Genomic DNA, 15,437 nt, shown 5'->3' with positions numbered 1-15,437 from the left:
TATTTCTCTAAAAAGAATATCTTTGCCACAGAAATATTCTTTGAGAAAAATAAACCGAATGAACTTCCGCGCAATCATTACCAGCCTTATTGTATTGACTTTTTTTTCCGCAACTGCACAAGATGCTGATACCGGAATGTGGTTTACGTATTTCGGCAACCAGAAATTCCATAAAAAATGGAATTTCCATAACGAAGTGCAGTACCGTAATTACAACTTTGTTGGTGATTTAGAACAGTTTATGGTGCGCACCGGAATTGGTTATGATATTACAGAAAACAACAATAATGCATTGGTTGGTTATGCGTATGTACATTCAGAACCGTACAATGCCGCCGGAGAAAAAGGCAATACAAACGAACACAGGATTTTTGAGCAGTTCATCACAAAGCAGCAATTCGGGCGCGTGAATATCCTGCACCGCTATCGTTTTGAACAGCGTTTTATCGGTGATGACTATAAGATGCGTTTGCGTTATTTCCTGTCGGTGAACGTGCCGTTGAATAAAAAAGTGATGGATAAACACACGATTTATGCCTCGGCAACCAATGAAATCTTCATCAATACAAAAGAAAATCATTATGACCGCAACCGCGTTTTTGGCGGATTGGGTTATTGTTTCAATAAATTTGTCAGGGTAGAGGCGGGTTATATGCGACAGTTTTTACCGGGAAAAAGCCGCGGTCAATTTCAGGTAATGTTGTTTAATAACCTGCCGTTTTAAGGGAATTTCAAAATAAAAAATCCCAAATTCCAATTGATGCATAATCAGTTGGGATTTGGGATTTGATTTTTGTTATTTGGAATTTTTAATGCATTGCTTCGTTCGGATCTACTTTATTTTTCCCTCTTTTTACAAATAAAATGATTGGGATACAACAGAGAAACATCACACCGAGGTACATAAATATATCCATATAAGACATTACGGTAGCTTGTTTCATTACCGAAAAATCCAGAACACCGTCGGCTTTATTTAGCGCTTCATTGATACTGCTTCCTTTTGATTGAAAGCTTTTTTGAAGCATCGCAATTCGCTGTTGTACTTCTGGTCTGCTGCCATCAAGGTGCGCTACGAGGTCAACGCGGTGCATTTGCGTAAATCTTGTGATGAAAGTTGTGATGATAGCGATTCCGAATGATCCGCCTAATTGACGCATCATTCCGGTAAATGCGGCACCTTCGCCGATGTTTTTGCCTTTTAGCGTGGATAATGCCATGGTTGTGATGGGTACGAAAAGTAATCCGAGTCCCATCCCACGCATGATTAAAGGCCAGAAGAAATGCTCGGTTCCTGTGTCGGCGTAATGATATTGTGCATCCAAAAAGTGAAGACGAAAAAAATCACAAAACCAATTGCCACCATATACGGTTGCGGTACGCCTTTTTGTATCAGATTACCGATGATAGGCATCATAAAAGCGGTCGTCAGCGAACGAGGAATAAGCAATAAACCAGCGTCTGTAGCTGTCCAACCCAAAATTTGCTGTGTATAAATCGGAATGATTAAAGTTGAACCATATAACCCAAATCCGAGTATGAAACACATAAACGTCCCGACCCTTAAATTACCGTCTTTTAAAACGCTGAGGTTGACAATCGGATGTGCATAAGTGAGTTCGCGCCAGATAAAGGCAATCAATCCGAATACAAAAACGAGACTGAGGATGACAATCGTACTGTCGTTAAACCAATCGTCCTGCTGGCCGTGCTCGAGTACGAATTGCAATGAGCCGATAAACGCTGCGAGGAAAAACATGCCCCACCAGTCGACCTGATTGGCTTTGAGTTTTTCACCGTATTTCGGACTTTTTACAAAACTGATGGTCAGGATTGTCGCGATAATTCCCAATGGAATGTTGATATAAAATATATAAGGCCACGAAAAGTGATCAACAAGATAACCGCCCAACGGCGGCCGTAATGTTGGCCCGACGATAACACCCATTCCGTAGATTGCCTGCGCCATACCGCGCTTTGCGGCCGGATAACTTTCGGTGATGATGGTTTGTGCGGTTACAAGCAAGGCACCTCCACCCAATCCCTGGACGAATCTAAATGCGACAAGTTCCCAGATATTGGTGGCGTTTCCGCACAAAAATGACGAAACGGTAAATATTACGATAGATACTGCGAAGTAATTTCGCCTTCCAAATTGTTGTGATAACCAACTGGTCATCGGGATTACAATTACGTTCGCAATCGCATAAGCGGTGATGACCCACGCGACATCGGTTAAAGTTGCGCCGAGGCTGCCTCGCATATTGGTTAAGGCGACATTGACGATGGTCGTATCGACGATTTCGAGCAAGGCGCACATTACGGCAGTAATCGTAATGATCACGCGCCTGAAGCCGTATTCTACTAAATCTTCTGCCTGGACTGTTGCGGCCATTTTAATGGTTTAAGGGTTTGAAGTTTAAGGTTTAAAGTTGTCGCGATTTTGTCGTTTCAACAGTGATTCTGCTTAGCCCGGATGGAAGCGGTTATCCTTTTCTCTCGTTTCTTTAACGAGAGGAAAGATAGTAGCGGACAGCCGGAATAGCTTCTGAAAAAATCAATTTCAATATCAATTTCAAAAATCAATTTAATGAACCTTTTTATTGACATTGAATCTTGACATTGATATTGAACTTTATTTGATATGCACATCTACATCAACATTCATTCCCGGACGCAGGTTTTTGACTTTATCGTTGTTCGTAAGGCTGATTTTCACAGGCAGACGCTGAATCGTTTTTACAAAATTTCCTGTAGCATTATCCGGAGGTAAAATCGAGAAACGCGCACCCGTTGCCGGAGAAAACGAGGTGATTTCACCTTCAAAATCGGTGTCAGGATAAGCATCTACGTGAACGGTAGCTTTTTGGCCGATGACCATTTTGTTAAGTTGCGTTTCCTTGAAATTGGCGATTACCCAAACTTCGGCGTCATTGATGATGTAAAACAACGATTGCCCTTGTTGTAAGAATTGCCCAGGCTGTATGCTGATTTTTGAAACCTGCCCGTCAACCGAAGCGACTACATAAGTGTAAGACAAATTGAGCTGTGCGGCGTCGAGCAAAGCCTGTGCTTTTTTGATATTGGCAGCGGCAACATCAGCTTGTTTGCTGGTGACATTGGTGCGTGAAGCGGCAACTGTTTTTTGGTAAGAAGTCGCTTTCTGTTGGTCTTGTAAGATTTTCAACTGGCTTTGCGCTTCGAGTTTCGCAGCTTCGGCCTGCTCGAATTGCTGTTTGGTAATCGAGTGGTTTTTGTAAAGGTTGTTGTAGCGGTCGTAATCGTCAGAAGCCCTTTTGAGACGAATCCTCGCGGTTTCAATGTTTCCGCTTGCCGATTCGATGTTGGCTTGGAAACTGAAACATTTGCCTGCGAACTTCCAATATCTGCTTTTGAAGCGGCGTAACTGCCCTCAGCGGCGGCAAGGTTGGCTTTTGCTTCTTCTACTTTTACGAGATAATCTTTGTTGTCTATTGTGAAAAGCGTATCGCCTTGTTTGACCATTGCGTTGTCTTTCACGTAAACTTTAGTGATGTAACCTGAAACGCGGGGAATGATCGGGTTCATGTTCTTCTCGATTTGCGCGTCATCGGTTGTTTCGTGCGCCAATGAATGCACATATTTGTATCCGCCGTAAGAACCTCCTAAAATAATAAGGACTGCGAAAATGAGTATGAATTTCTTGTTGGTTTTTTTCTTTTCCATGGGATTATTTGTTTGAAAGATTGAAAGATTGTGTCAGGTTTCCGGTGGCTTCGAGCAATTCGTAGAATTTGAGCACCATATTGGCTTTGGCGTAAGCGACATTGATTCTGGCAGATAAATCCTCAACATCAGCTTCGAGCAAATCGTTGGTGTCTGAAAGACCATTGTCATATTTGTCTTTGACGATGCGGTAATTTTCGTCGGCCTGCGTAACAGCTTCGTTGTAAACTTTATTTTGTTTGATGGATAAATCGTAATTTTCCTGCGCTGCAACGATTTCAGATTTAATATTGTCGGTTAAAATTGCCTGTTGTTGTTTCACTTCTTCGGCGCGGCTTTTAGCGGCTTTTACTTCTTTTCCGGTTTTGAAGATCGAACTCAAATTGTACGAAACGCCGACTCCAAAATTCACAGCATTCGTAACCGTAACGACATTTTGCAGATAAATCGCAGCGTAACCGCCGGTTAAAGATAATGCGGGAAAATAACCGCTTTTGGCGACTTTGATGTTGGCTTCACTTGCAAGGCCTTGTAACCTTACGGCTTCTAAATCTTTTCTGTTTTGAAGCGCTTCCGATTCTGAATTGACTTTTTTCGAAAATAAATCTGATTCGATATTATCGGGATTGACTTCAACGAAGGTTCCTGCCGGCAATTTGAGTAAAGTCACCAAATTATAATTGATAATTCGCAAATTCTTTTCGGCTTCATCTAATGACAATTGCACTTTTGACAATTGCAATTGCGATTTCAATAAATCATTGCGGGCAATTACGCCATTTTTTTCCAAAGCTGTAAAATCTGTAACGCGCTGTTGGCTGCTTTTAAGGCTTTCCCTGAGCAATTCGACAGACTTTTGCGCTTTATACATTTCAGCGTAATATTCAATGACACGCATTGCAATTTCTTCGTTGGTGTATGCGGCGTTGGCGATTTCTGCTTTATAAAGATTGTCTGACGCAATGATGCTGTTCTTTAATTTGAAGCCCGAAAAAATTGGCATCGAAACATTAGCCTGACCAATGGCAAGCGCATTGACTTTCGGTGATGATGTCGGCTCTGCATCCGGATCAGTTTCTGCTTCCTGGCTCGATTTGAGTTTCACATTCGCGTTAGTAAGGCGCAAATACTGCCCAGAAATCTTGGCATCCGGATAGCGGTTGTCTTTTACAGTCTGCAGCTCATAGTTTTTGGTCGCGACTTTCGACGTTGCCAAACCCACCTGGTTGCTGTTGGTGAGCGCCATCGAAACGGCGTCTTTGAGTGATAAATTGGTTTTTTGCTGTGCGTTTGCCGAAATTCCGAAGAGGAAGACCGCAATGAGCAGGTACTGACTAACTTTCATATAATAAAAGTGCTTTAATGGTTTTTTTAATGTGTCGGGAGAGTTCGTTATTGGTGTAATTGTCAAAATCTTCTTGTGTTTTCCAGCCGAAAAGTTCTTCGTAAAAGGGACGGTTCATATCGACGTGGAAAAAAGTGCCCATGATGGTGGGCGGAATCAATTCGACGTTGATATCTTTAACGAAATCGCCTTTTTGCTGGCCTTCGGTGATGATTTTGCGTAAGGATTCCAGATTGTCTTTTTTGACTTCTGTGAAAGCTTTGATGTCGATGGTCATTTTTGATGACAATTCGAAATGCAGGATTTTATACATGCAGCGGTTTTTCTGGATGCGTTTCATGTACAAATCAATCAGCATGTTTATTTTTTCGAGCGGTGTGACTTCCTGGCGGACGATATTTTCGAGCTGCATTTTCAAATCGGAGATTCGGAAATAAATCAGCGATTCGAGCATTCGTTCTTTTGAGCCGAAATAATACGACACCATCGCGATGTTGATTTTCGCCTCTTTGAGATATTCCGGATTGAAGTGCCGTCAAATCCTTTTTCGGCAAACAGCTTTTCGGCTACCTGCAGAATGCGGATTTGTTTTTCGTTTAACTCAACCATTTTCTTTGATTTAGAAATCGGATACAAAATTAAACGTTTGTTTAATTCAAACGTTTGTTTAATTTCTTATTTAACGTAATGTTAACATATACCGTTTTCGTTGATAAAACGATATTGAACGCAAAATTAGACTACAAAAGCAGAATAGATTTTATCTATATGAAATCTTTAATTACATAATTACCAGATTTTTGTATCTGTGTAATTAAATTGAAGCTTGAAAATTAAACTGATAGTTTTAAGATTGCAGCCAGTTGCTTAAAATCTGTTTTCCGTTTGGAGTTAGGACACTTTCAGGATGGAATTGCACGGCGCAGACATCGAAATTTTTATGGCGTAACGACATGATTTCGCCATTTTCGTCGATGGAAGTGATTGATAAATCTGAAGGAAAATCTTCTTTTGAAACAACCCAGGAATGGTAGCGGCCGACCTCAAATTCGCTTTCGAGGTTGTGAAAAGAGGCTCGGAATTAGCGGTTACGATTAATTTTGTAGCGATGCCGTGGTGTACTTTTTCGAGATTGTTGAGGCTGCCGCCGAAGACTTCTGCAATCGCCTGTTGTCCTAAACAAATTCCTAAAATGCTTTTTGTGGAAGCAAATTTTTGAATGACGGCTTTTAATAAACCGGCTTCGTCAGGAATTCCAGGGCCGGGAGATAGCAGGATTTTGTGGAATGGTTTTACTTCATCCAAATCGAATTCGTCGTTGCGGAAAACGGTGACTTGTGCATCTAAATCTTCGAGATAATGCACGAGATTGTAGGTGAAGCTGTCGTAGTTGTCGATGACGAGGACTTTTTTCATGGAGCAAAGTTAGTGTTTTTTTAGACCGCTGCGCTGCAGGATCGCTTCGCTGAAAGATGCAAGACCACTTCGCTGCAAGAAACGTTGTTGTGGAACGTACGCGTTAGATTTGAAATTAAAAGGAGGACAGCCAGTGGCTGTCAGGTATTAATTATAAGTTGTAAGATTTTTTTGATTGCGTTAGGGATAGAGGCGGTATCCTTTTTATTAGGCCCTCGACTGCGCTCAGGGTGACAACGAAAAGTTCCGGGCGTAATAAAAAGATTGAGCCGAAAGCCCGACCCGCAGGGGAACGCCCAAATCAGTAGTCAGTAATCAGTGTTCAGTAGTTAGTAATCAGTGTTCAGTGAGTAACAGTTGTTAATCTTTGCGCCACATCTTGATTCTTGACTCTTGACTCTTTTTTCTAAACCTAAAAACATTATCTTTGCAATCCCAATTTGGGGTCGACTGGTTTTGACAGCAAGTCGAATTGATCAATAAGCACGTCGAGAATGGGATGTATTCTCGTAAATTCAAATGTCCCGACACTTTTACACGGCGAAAATAATTACGCTTTAGCTGCTTAATCCGAATCATAGTACGATGAGCCACGTCTCTACAAGGTAGAGAAGCTGGATTCTCCCTGAAAGCCCTGGTCTGTGGCGTTCTGTTCGGGGGAACCGTAAAAATAGACCTAGGTTTGGTGAAGCTTCGGCGCCATGCTGACAACTAAGAAGATAAGCGTCATGCGGCTGTTCCCGGCCACACATGGTGTCGAAAATCCAATCGGGAAATAAGCGTGTAGAAAGTTTTTTAGTTGCTTGTTTGGACCGGGTTCGATTTCCGGCGACTCCACAACCTTTACATCAAAGTAAAGTAAATGCCCGTAAATCTATGGATTTACGGGCATTTTTGATTTACAGCATATGGGATTGAAAGTGTTCTTCTTAAAACTGAGTGTATAATTTATCCCGGTATCTTCAAGAACAAATTTTTAGGCATTGAAGAAAAGAAGCGCACCATTGTCCCGATTTTCGAAGACCATTGATAAATAATTCAAAGACTGTCAGTGTTTTATAACAATCTTTTTTGTAAACGACGAACTATGGGTTTTTATAGATACATAATAAAATCCATCTGGTAAATTTGCTGTATTACATTTTATCATACTATTATCTGCCTGAGTGTCTAATACAAATTCCTGCCCAATTGCGTTGTAAAGTTTTACATCTTTTATTGACGCTTCACCCTCAATATAAAAAAAATCGTTACTTGGTACAGGAAAAAGCTTTATGCTGTCTTTTGTGATATGCTCAATAGCAAGCGGCGCACTTTCATACGCTCCTAAATCAATTGTTCCGACTATCCTTGCGTTGCCATCGATGTCTAATTCGCCTGCTATCGGAACATATGCCGGGTTACCATGATTATTTGCGGGCGATGTGGTTGCCAAATGAAAATCCTGATTTTCTGCATTAACAAACATCGGATTAGAAAAATAGGAATTGTTATCATTTCCCGTACCTGCTTGATAAAGTGACAGGCTTGAGTAAGAAGCGCCATTGATTGTGAATAGAAAAGCGTCTGAATCACTGTAAAATAAATTGTAATTTAAAAAATTCCCGGTTCCGCCACCTATTGGATCATTGTAGATAATATTGTGAATGTTGTTGCTGTACATGATGTTATTATAAGCCGTAAGGTTATCACAATATTGAACATTTAATTCACCTGCCCAATTTCCAATCGTATCATTGTGATATAAAGTATTGCCGCTTACCAAGCTATTGGTCACCTTCCTGCCGGGATCAGAGCCCCCTATCCAAATTCCACCATAAAGATTATTATAGGCAACATTATTTAGAACCTTAATCTCACTGGCAGTACCTGGCTTTTCACAGCCAACACTTATCCCTACAGAACCGTTATACATGGTATTTCTTTCAACGACGATGTTTTTTCCACCGTCAACATAAATTGCACCACTGGCACCGGAAGGGTTATAACAGGCTACGAGCGTATTGTGGCTTATGAATCCGTTACGGGCTTGGTCAAGGAAGGTGTCGCTGCAAACGTTGCCATGCCCTTTAGCATCAATTCCGATGTTAGGAAGATCGTGGAGATAATTATCCCTGAACATAAACCCGTCAACGTTTCCTGTTACGGTCATCCCTTCTCCGCGTCCCGTTCTGCAATTGAATATTTCATTGTTGCTGAAGACGATATTTGTATCAGGTTGCGATGCTGATTCAGAATAGATCAAAAGCGGGTTCGCATTATCACTATCACTTACAGGGACAGCAGAGGGATCATTAGAAAAATGGATGCCCGTAAATTTGCAATCATCAACCGTAATAAAATTTGAATTTTGCCTTATCTGCAAACCCACTACAAAGCTTCCAATAATATTCTGGAAAGTAAATCCTTGAATGGTTATATAGCTGATATTCCGTAACAACCATATCGAGGTACCCTGTGCAGCAAAGCCGCCGCCATCAATATATACGGTTCCCGAACCATATTTTTTAAATACGATACGATTGCTTTCAGATGTTCCTGAATTGGTTTGGGTGATGATTCGCCCAGTAATAGGTGCCGGCCATAACATTTACATTGCTTCCGGCAGTCGCAACTGTAGAAGCATATTGAATCGTAGCAAATGGTTGGGTTAACGTTCCATAACCGGGAGCATCGGTACCATTGTTGCTTACAAAATAATCCTGAGCATATCCGGCGGCCGGCAACAGGATTATTACCAAAAAAAGTAATATTTTTTTCATAATAGTAGATTTTAATTTTTAAAAGAAATTCTAAAAGGCAAAAATGCCGTTTGGCAAAAAAACTGAGAGGGAATCTTAGATTAGTCGTAGTTACACCTTCCAACCCGAAATTATACGGAAGGCAACTTTAGAGTTCGGAATTTTCAATTATTAACTTGTCTTTCAAAAGAGGGAAAATGGAGGCAAGGTAATTGAAACAACTGTTATGCCTTAAGTCGGACAACAGCACGGGAATTTAATTGAAAATGTACCTTTCCCATATTTAGTAGTTTTAATAGATTAAGAAATAATCTACTCAAAGATAAGAAAAATTTATTATGCACGCATAGTAAATAAGTATTATTTTAATGTAAATTAAATAATTTTCAAACAATATCAAGCCCCGGAGCGTTAACGGCTTGGGAAAATCAAAATTGCATAACTAATTTTCTTTAATCCAATCAAGAAACCTCAAATAATTACAATCCTGCTCGGGTCTCTCATGTTAATAATTTAACAAATTTTTATATTTTTTTTTGTAATCTGTTTGTAGTCTGATAATTATTAATTAGATTAGCTAAACCAATATCTATCTATGAAACTCAGATTAACTATCCTTTTTACGGCAGTCCTTGCCGTTATTGTTTTAATGGTAAATTATACAAAATCTTCCCATGAGGAAATATTTACAGTAGACAATACACGCGTATTCAACGAATTCAGGATGACAATCGATACAAAAAGGAATGGCGAAAAAATGCTCAAAGATTATGATTCGAATATTGGTATGCTCACGATGCAATATAACGCAGCAAAGGAAGAAAGAATAAAACAACAAATATTCGAGCAGCTGAGCCAGCAAAAAGATGATTACCAAAGATTTTCAATGACATATACCAATGAGGCTACTGTAAAAATTTGGCAGCGTATTAATGAGTATATAAAAGAATACGCTAAAATAAAAAATGCAAGAATGATTCTGGGCAGTAGCGGGAACGGAGCAGTGTTCTACTCAGAGGGACAACAAGATATTACTCAGGATGTACTTAATTTTATAAATCAAAAATATGAAGGTAGTAACTAACTGCATATTTTCCATTATGATGGTGTTACTTTTAAATTCTTGTAAGGAGGAAAAGGTTGAAGCTGCCAGTGACGCAAGATTCCGGCTCTATAACCTTGAAAATCGGGGTTGGAAATCCCGGGTATACGCTCAAAAGACAGGAGGCATAAACTTTACGGCTACTGAAGTGCCTATCCAATATTATATATTAAAGGAACTTGGTACAGATAATTTAGATAAGGTCGATTCAATCTATGAGGAAAATAAAAGAGAAAGGATAATCGAGTTTACTTTTCAGGGCGATAAAGGACAAGACCTGCTTAATGAAGAGTTTTCAAATATGGATTATCAGAGTGCCGTGAAGTATATTTCTTTTACCATTGAAAATGATTTCTATGCTATTGCCGGAAAGGATACTATAAATTGTTCAGGCGTAATGTTTGAAAGGAATTTCAAGGTTGCCTCTTTCAACAAGATCATGCTTTTTTTTACAGATATAAACCCGAACGAAGAAATCCAATTGGTATACAATGATAATCTGTTTAGAAAAGGAATATTGAAATTCAAATTTAAAGACGCGATTTTAAATCTATAACCATGCTAAAACAAATCAGAACTGGGAAAGCAACCAAAATAATATCATGTTATTTGGCTTTGATGATTTTTATTGAAATCGTCCAACCGACAAGGATGTATGCACTTACGGAAGTGACCAACACAGCCTGAATTCAATTCGTTTACCCCGATCGGTACATCTGACATGGTCGATCTTACCAGCGGCGATTTGAATTACAATATTCCTATTATGGATGTTGGTGGCTATCCGATTACCTGGCTTATAAGTCAGGCGTTACGATCAGACCAGGAAGCCTCTTGGGTAGGATTGGGCTGGAACCTGAACGTTGGTCAGATCAAACGCGACGTAAGAGGGCTTCCTGATGATTTTAAAGGCGATGTGGTCAAGGTAGAAAACAATATCAAACCTAATGTTACTGTAGGTATAAATCCCTACATCAATGTGCAAATCGTTGGCGTTTTAGATGGTCTTAACCTTGGATTAGGGGCAGGTGTAGATGTTCAGTACAATAATTATACAGGTATGAATGCGATACCTTCTTTGGCTGTCCTTCCAGTTTCCGGGCTATGGCTCTGTAGGGATGCAATTGTCGGCTTCAGCAGACCAAGGCGCTACGATAACACCAAATATATCAATTAGCAACAAGAAATCCAGCAGCGATTCTGAAGGCAGTATGTTTAGCAATACTTTATCTTCGAGCATAACTTATAACTCCAGGGCAAGGACTGGAGTCATTCAATCTGGGTTGTACAAATAGCGATCTGCAACGCTCAGCCAGTACGAGCATCAATTTTTTGAAAAACACCTTCACGCCTACAAAGAGGCTGGCATTCAAAAACAACAATATGCGGTTTTCCTTTTCTCTTGGGCCGATGTGTGGCCACTCACCTGGAAGGAAGCATTTCAGCTTACGGGATAGTCCAAAAGCTGGTTGATCAGGTCGATCTGCAAAAAGGATATGGCTATTTATACACCGACAACGCTGAAGAAAATGCTTTGTTGGATTTTAATCGTGAAAAAGAACAGCCTGTTATCAGTAAAAATACCTTAGCGCTCCCGGTTACCAATTATACCTATGACATTTACAGTATCGACGGGCAGGGTATAGGAGGTACATTCAGGCCATATCGCGGACAGATTTCCGAAGTTTCGGATGCAAAAGTAGTTGATCAGTCTGCCAGCAACAGCCTGGGAGGTGAATTAGAGCTGGGGGCAGGCGCGCACGTCGGACTCAATTTCCGGACCACAAACTCTACTTCTTATACAGGCAAATGGGAAACAACCGTAACGCCATATCTTAAAGAAAAGACCACAGGAAATGCATTCGATTACGAAAAAGTATACTTTAAAAATAATTCAGAAACAACTTTTGATAATGAATTTGTCGGTTTTTCAGCTTCGATGGGAGGCTCAAAACCAATCACCCTGAAACTTGACGAAACCAAAAGTGCCGTCAATGTATACAGGGCAAAGCAGATAACCGGTATCGAGTCTAATCTTACTGCCGGAACGCCATTTAATATCCTGCAGCGCACACACAGGGAAAAAAGAAACCAGGTAGTGCAAAAAATTACCAAGGCCGAAGCCAAGCGTTTCGGGCTTTTCCCTTTTATCAACATCAATGGCCAGGCAACTTTTACGGCACCCAATACCGTCACGCCAATTGCACCGGGGCATCACACCGCAGCCTTTATTGTGACAGATGAAAATGGCAGCAGGCATATATATGGTGAGACCGTATACAATAAAACAAAAAAAGAAGTGACATTTGCCGTTGGAAGCAATGCGGGACTAAGCGCACAAAAAGAGCTTGTAACATATTCAGAGGGTGACAATACTGTGAAAAACGGCAAAGGCAGGACCATTATTACAATGGCATTACAACACCGTCTTATGCACACGCTTATCTTCTGACTTCTGAATTATCGCCCGATTATCAAGACCTTACTGCCAACGGAACCTACGGATAACGACCTGGGTACTTACACCAAATTTACTTACAGCACCACTGGTGATTACAAATGGCGTGTGCCTTTCGGAAGTAGTATGAGTAATACCAACGGACCGAAAAGACAGGCTTCCTACAATGAAGGGTTGAAAATTGATAAATATGACCAAAAAGGGAGTTATATCTATGGTATCAAGGAAAACAAATACCTGAAAACGATCCAAACCAAGACACACGTGGCGGTTTTTGAACTCGAAGGCCGTAAGGATGGTTTTGGCGTTGATAATGAGGATGGAGGCGCAACCAATTTAACAAGCAGCAGGATGTCAAGGATAAAGACCATCAAATTATATTCAAAGGCAGATTATCTTGCGCTTGTAGCCAACCCGGAAGCGAATGTTTCACCAATAAAAACAGCCCATTTCGTTTATGATTATTCGCTTTGCAAGAACATCGATAACAATTCGGGCGAGCCTGAAGTTGATGAGGATGGTCATCAAGTCAACCTCACAAAAGGAAAACTAACGCTAAAAAAGGTATATTTTACTTACAAGAACTCCAATATGGGGAAATATACGCCTTATGTCTTTAACTACAGCGATTCAAATCCCGATTACAATGTTAAGGCTTATGATATTTGGGGAAATTATAAACCTTTCCTGACAGGCAGCTGGAGCATTAGTAGTGCGGAAACGACGCCACAGGAATTCCCATATGTAGACCAATCCGATAGCAACGAAGATGAAGTGAACCAAAATGCCTATTCATGGTCGCTGGCTTCGATTGAATTGCCATCGGGCGGTAAAATCGAAGTTGATTATGAAGCTGATGATTATCAGTATGTACAGGATAAGCACGCCATGCAGATGTTCAAGATAGACGGCCTTGCGCGTACGGTGGGAAGTTATACCCCCGGTGACAATGCGCTTTATTCTGGCCAGGGTGACGCACGATATGTGGTCGTAAAAATAACAGTCCTCCCCGATGATACTCCCGAGAAGATTAAAAAGCGCTACACCGAAGGGCTGCTCGACAAACCTGTCTATTTTAATTTCCTCACAAACCTGACGCAAAATAACAATGAATTTGAATATGTTTCGGGTTATTTTGAAATGGACGAAGATCCGGTGGTTTCCGGAGATAAACTGTTCATCCCGATGAAGTGGCTCAATACGGAAGGCAGTGGCACATTAGAACCAAAGTCCAATCCGATTTCTGTTGCCGCATGGTTTTTCGGAAGGCAAAATATAAATCCACAGATGAATGACACGCCAGACCCGGGAGGATCATCGCCACTTAACCTTGTCGACATCGGTAAAAGCATCGTAGATAATTTAGACCATCTTGCAGAATTATGGAAAGGTGCAAATGGTTACCTGAAAGGAAAAGGAATCGGCAGGTCTGTAAAAGTCCCTAAATGCTGGATAAGGCTTTTGGAACCAAGTGGATCTAAAAAAGGTGGCGGATGCAGGGTTAAAAAGTAGTGCTCAAAGACAATTGGGAAAAAATGCTTAACATACCAGAGAATGCTTCTGACATTGCCAGATATGCCAAACAGTATGGCCAACAATACAATTACCAGCTGCCTGACGGTACCTCCAGCGGTGTCGCTACTTATGAACCTAACATATGTAAGGAAAACCCGCTGGTTATTCCATTTTACAACAAGCCTGAAAGACTTACGGCACAATCCTATCAGGAAAAGCCATTTGGTGAATCGTTTTTCCCTAGTCCGACTGTCACATACAGCCAGGTCACCGTTACAAATGTTACCGCATCAGGAAATGATTCAAAGTCGGGAAAAGTAGTTACGACACATTTTACAAGTCGTGATTTTCCGACGATTACCGATTTTACCAACCTGGACAAAAGCAAGAATTTTAATTCAAATGAAAACGACGCGATAAAAAACATGCTTAAAGGCATGCTCGGCCTGAAAATAAAAGTGAATGTCAACCTGACCATGTCACAAGGTTTTTCTGTTGAAACCAACGACATGAACGGAAAGCTGCGAAAGCAGGAAGTCTTTAACAACGCAGGGGATTTAGTATCAGGTGTTGAATATAAATACAGCACAGATGCCAACGATCCGAGAAAGCTTAACAATAAACTGCCGCTTATCGATGAAAATGGTGTCATCCACAACAATAACGCTGTCCATTCAAATAACAATAAGGAACTGGCTACGCAGATTGATATCGTGAATGACCTGCGCGAAAGTTACTCTAAAACCAAATCTTTCGGACTTGGCGGAAATGTTGATATGGTTCCGTTGGGCGTCATCCCTATAATTATCGGTTGGGGACACCCGAGCGTTCAGAATATGTACACGTACTCCACACTGCCGTTACCACTAAAGTGATTCACCGTTGTGGTATTCTTAAAGAAAAGATTGTCTATGATCTGGGCGCAAGCGTATATACCAGGAACCTTGCCTGGGATAAAATGACGGGTAAGGTTATTCTCACGGAAACCGTCAATGAGTTCAATGACAATTATTATATGTTTAATTATCCTTCGTACTGGCTCAATAAAGGTATGGGAATGGCATCTGAAAATATTGACCTTACCGGGAGGCTTGTCAAAATCGGGCCACTAATTTTTATAGGGTAAATGGCCTGTCTACTACCGATGCTGCTGAT

Annotated in this window: 13 protein-coding genes, 1 other RNA gene and 3 pseudogenes; 9 read left to right on the top strand and 8 right to left on the bottom strand. The window is 40.8% G+C overall.

Translation table 11 applies throughout. The annotated features are described in order from the left end of the window. Window positions 1-58 precede the first annotated feature (58 nt). Window positions 59-724 carry a DUF2490 domain-containing protein gene (locus ACSLFW_RS18575; protein WP_436556993.1) on the top strand — a complete coding sequence of 222 codons (666 nt, stop codon included), beginning with the start codon at window positions 59-61 and terminating at the stop codon, window positions 722-724. Window positions 725-809: 85 nt separating this feature from the next. Here ACSLFW_RS18575 and ACSLFW_RS18570 read toward each other — a convergent pair. The 6 genes and pseudogenes from ACSLFW_RS18570 to ACSLFW_RS18545 form a co-directional block, all read right to left on the bottom strand. Continuing rightward, window positions 810-2,395: pseudogene (locus ACSLFW_RS18570) on the bottom strand (MDR family MFS transporter). Between the two features lie 240 nt (window positions 2,396-2,635). Further along, window positions 2,636-3,705: pseudogene (locus ACSLFW_RS18565) on the bottom strand (HlyD family secretion protein). 4 nt (window positions 3,706-3,709) lie between these two features. Further along, window positions 3,710-5,050: a TolC family protein gene (locus ACSLFW_RS18560; protein ID WP_436556992.1), complete on the bottom strand. Its 1,341-nt coding sequence runs from the start codon at window positions 5,048-5,050 to the stop codon at window positions 3,710-3,712. Beyond that, window positions 5,040-5,537, bottom strand: a complete 498-nt coding sequence (locus ACSLFW_RS18555) for a TetR/AcrR family transcriptional regulator (RefSeq protein WP_436556991.1) — start codon at window positions 5,535-5,537, stop codon at window positions 5,040-5,042. The genes ACSLFW_RS18560 and ACSLFW_RS18555 overlap by 11 nt, the downstream gene beginning before the upstream one ends. After that, window positions 5,489-5,659, bottom strand: coding sequence for a TetR/AcrR family transcriptional regulator (locus tag ACSLFW_RS18550; protein ID WP_436556990.1), 171 nt, complete (start codon window positions 5,657-5,659; stop codon window positions 5,489-5,491). The genes ACSLFW_RS18555 and ACSLFW_RS18550 overlap by 49 nt, the downstream gene beginning before the upstream one ends. 238 nt (window positions 5,660-5,897) lie before the next feature. Then, a pseudogene (locus ACSLFW_RS18545) lies at window positions 5,898-6,466 on the bottom strand (anthranilate synthase component II). 442 nt (window positions 6,467-6,908) lie between these two features. Between ACSLFW_RS18545 and ssrA the strand changes: the two are divergent. Continuing rightward, window positions 6,909-7,306, top strand: a transfer-messenger RNA (tmRNA) gene (ssrA, locus tag ACSLFW_RS18540). A 208-nt stretch (window positions 7,307-7,514) separates the two neighbouring features. On the opposite strand, the gene ACSLFW_RS18535 is transcribed toward ssrA, so the two are convergent. After that, window positions 7,515-9,056: a T9SS type A sorting domain-containing protein gene (locus tag ACSLFW_RS18535; RefSeq protein ID WP_436556989.1), complete on the bottom strand. Its 1,542-nt coding sequence runs from the start codon at window positions 9,054-9,056 to the stop codon at window positions 7,515-7,517. Further along, window positions 8,995-9,228, bottom strand: coding sequence for a hypothetical protein (locus ACSLFW_RS18530; RefSeq protein WP_436556988.1), 234 nt, complete (start codon window positions 9,226-9,228; stop codon window positions 8,995-8,997). The genes ACSLFW_RS18535 and ACSLFW_RS18530 overlap by 62 nt, the downstream gene beginning before the upstream one ends. Window positions 9,229-9,802: 574 nt before the next feature. Between ACSLFW_RS18530 and ACSLFW_RS18525 the strand changes: the two genes are divergently transcribed. From ACSLFW_RS18525 to ACSLFW_RS18495, 7 genes are all read left to right on the top strand, one after another. After that, entirely contained in the window at window positions 9,803-10,291 is a 489-nt protein-coding gene (locus ACSLFW_RS18525) for an OmpH family outer membrane protein (protein ID WP_436556987.1), read from the top strand. Beyond that, entirely contained in the window at window positions 10,275-10,865 is a 591-nt protein-coding gene (locus tag ACSLFW_RS18520) for a hypothetical protein (RefSeq protein ID WP_436556986.1), read from the top strand. The genes ACSLFW_RS18525 and ACSLFW_RS18520 overlap by 17 nt, the downstream gene beginning before the upstream one ends. A 165-nt stretch (window positions 10,866-11,030) precedes the next feature. Beyond that, window positions 11,031-11,486: a hypothetical protein gene (locus ACSLFW_RS18515; protein ID WP_436556985.1), complete on the top strand. Its 456-nt coding sequence runs from the start codon at window positions 11,031-11,033 to the stop codon at window positions 11,484-11,486. Window positions 11,487-11,723: 237 nt separating this feature from the next. Next, a complete protein-coding gene (locus ACSLFW_RS18510; RefSeq protein WP_436556984.1) occupies window positions 11,724-12,761 on the top strand; it encodes a hypothetical protein in 1,038 nt (345 codons plus the stop codon). A gap of 132 nt (window positions 12,762-12,893) precedes the next feature. After that, on the top strand, window positions 12,894-14,279 hold the full coding sequence (locus tag ACSLFW_RS18505) for a hypothetical protein (protein WP_436556983.1): 1,386 nt from the start codon (window positions 12,894-12,896) through the stop codon (window positions 14,277-14,279). A 23-nt stretch (window positions 14,280-14,302) separates the two neighbouring features. Further along, window positions 14,303-15,157, top strand: coding sequence for a hypothetical protein (locus ACSLFW_RS18500; protein ID WP_436556982.1), 855 nt, complete (start codon window positions 14,303-14,305; stop codon window positions 15,155-15,157). Then, window positions 15,154-15,408: a hypothetical protein gene (locus tag ACSLFW_RS18495; protein WP_436556981.1), complete on the top strand. Its 255-nt coding sequence runs from the start codon at window positions 15,154-15,156 to the stop codon at window positions 15,406-15,408. The genes ACSLFW_RS18500 and ACSLFW_RS18495 overlap by 4 nt, the downstream gene beginning before the upstream one ends. Window positions 15,409-15,437: the final 29 nt, after the last annotated feature.

This window comes from Flavobacterium sp. 3HN19-14 (genome assembly GCF_051373205.1).
GTDB lineage: Bacteria > Bacteroidota > Bacteroidia > Flavobacteriales > Flavobacteriaceae > Flavobacterium.
Note: the sequence above shows the minus strand (reverse complement) of the source record. Positions and strands in the feature narration are given on the sequence as shown.

Excerpts from the sequence above, each read along its gene's own strand:
- ACSLFW_RS18575 (WP_436556993.1), top strand. The coding sequence starts at position 59 with ATGAACTTCCGCGCAATCATTACCAGCCTTATTGTATTGACTTTTTTT.
- ACSLFW_RS18560 (WP_436556992.1), bottom strand. The coding sequence starts at position 5,050 with ATGAAAGTTAGTCAGTACCTGCTCATTGCGGTCTTCCTCTTCGGAATT.
- ACSLFW_RS18555 (WP_436556991.1), bottom strand. The coding sequence starts at position 5,537 with ATGGTGTCGTATTATTTCGGCTCAAAAGAACGAATGCTCGAATCGCTG.
- ACSLFW_RS18550 (WP_436556990.1), bottom strand. The coding sequence starts at position 5,659 with ATGGTTGAGTTAAACGAAAAACAAATCCGCATTCTGCAGGTAGCCGAA.
- ACSLFW_RS18535 (WP_436556989.1), bottom strand. The coding sequence starts at position 9,056 with ATGTTATGGCCGGCACCTATTACTGGGCGAATCATCACCCAAACCAAT.
- ACSLFW_RS18530 (WP_436556988.1), bottom strand. The coding sequence starts at position 9,228 with ATGAAAAAAATATTACTTTTTTTGGTAATAATCCTGTTGCCGGCCGCC.
- ACSLFW_RS18525 (WP_436556987.1), top strand. The coding sequence starts at position 9,803 with ATGAAACTCAGATTAACTATCCTTTTTACGGCAGTCCTTGCCGTTATT.
- ACSLFW_RS18520 (WP_436556986.1), top strand. The coding sequence starts at position 10,275 with ATGAAGGTAGTAACTAACTGCATATTTTCCATTATGATGGTGTTACTT.
- ACSLFW_RS18515 (WP_436556985.1), top strand. The coding sequence starts at position 11,031 with ATGGTCGATCTTACCAGCGGCGATTTGAATTACAATATTCCTATTATG.
- ACSLFW_RS18505 (WP_436556983.1), top strand. The coding sequence starts at position 12,894 with ATGAGTAATACCAACGGACCGAAAAGACAGGCTTCCTACAATGAAGGG.
- ACSLFW_RS18500 (WP_436556982.1), top strand. The coding sequence starts at position 14,303 with ATGCTTAACATACCAGAGAATGCTTCTGACATTGCCAGATATGCCAAA.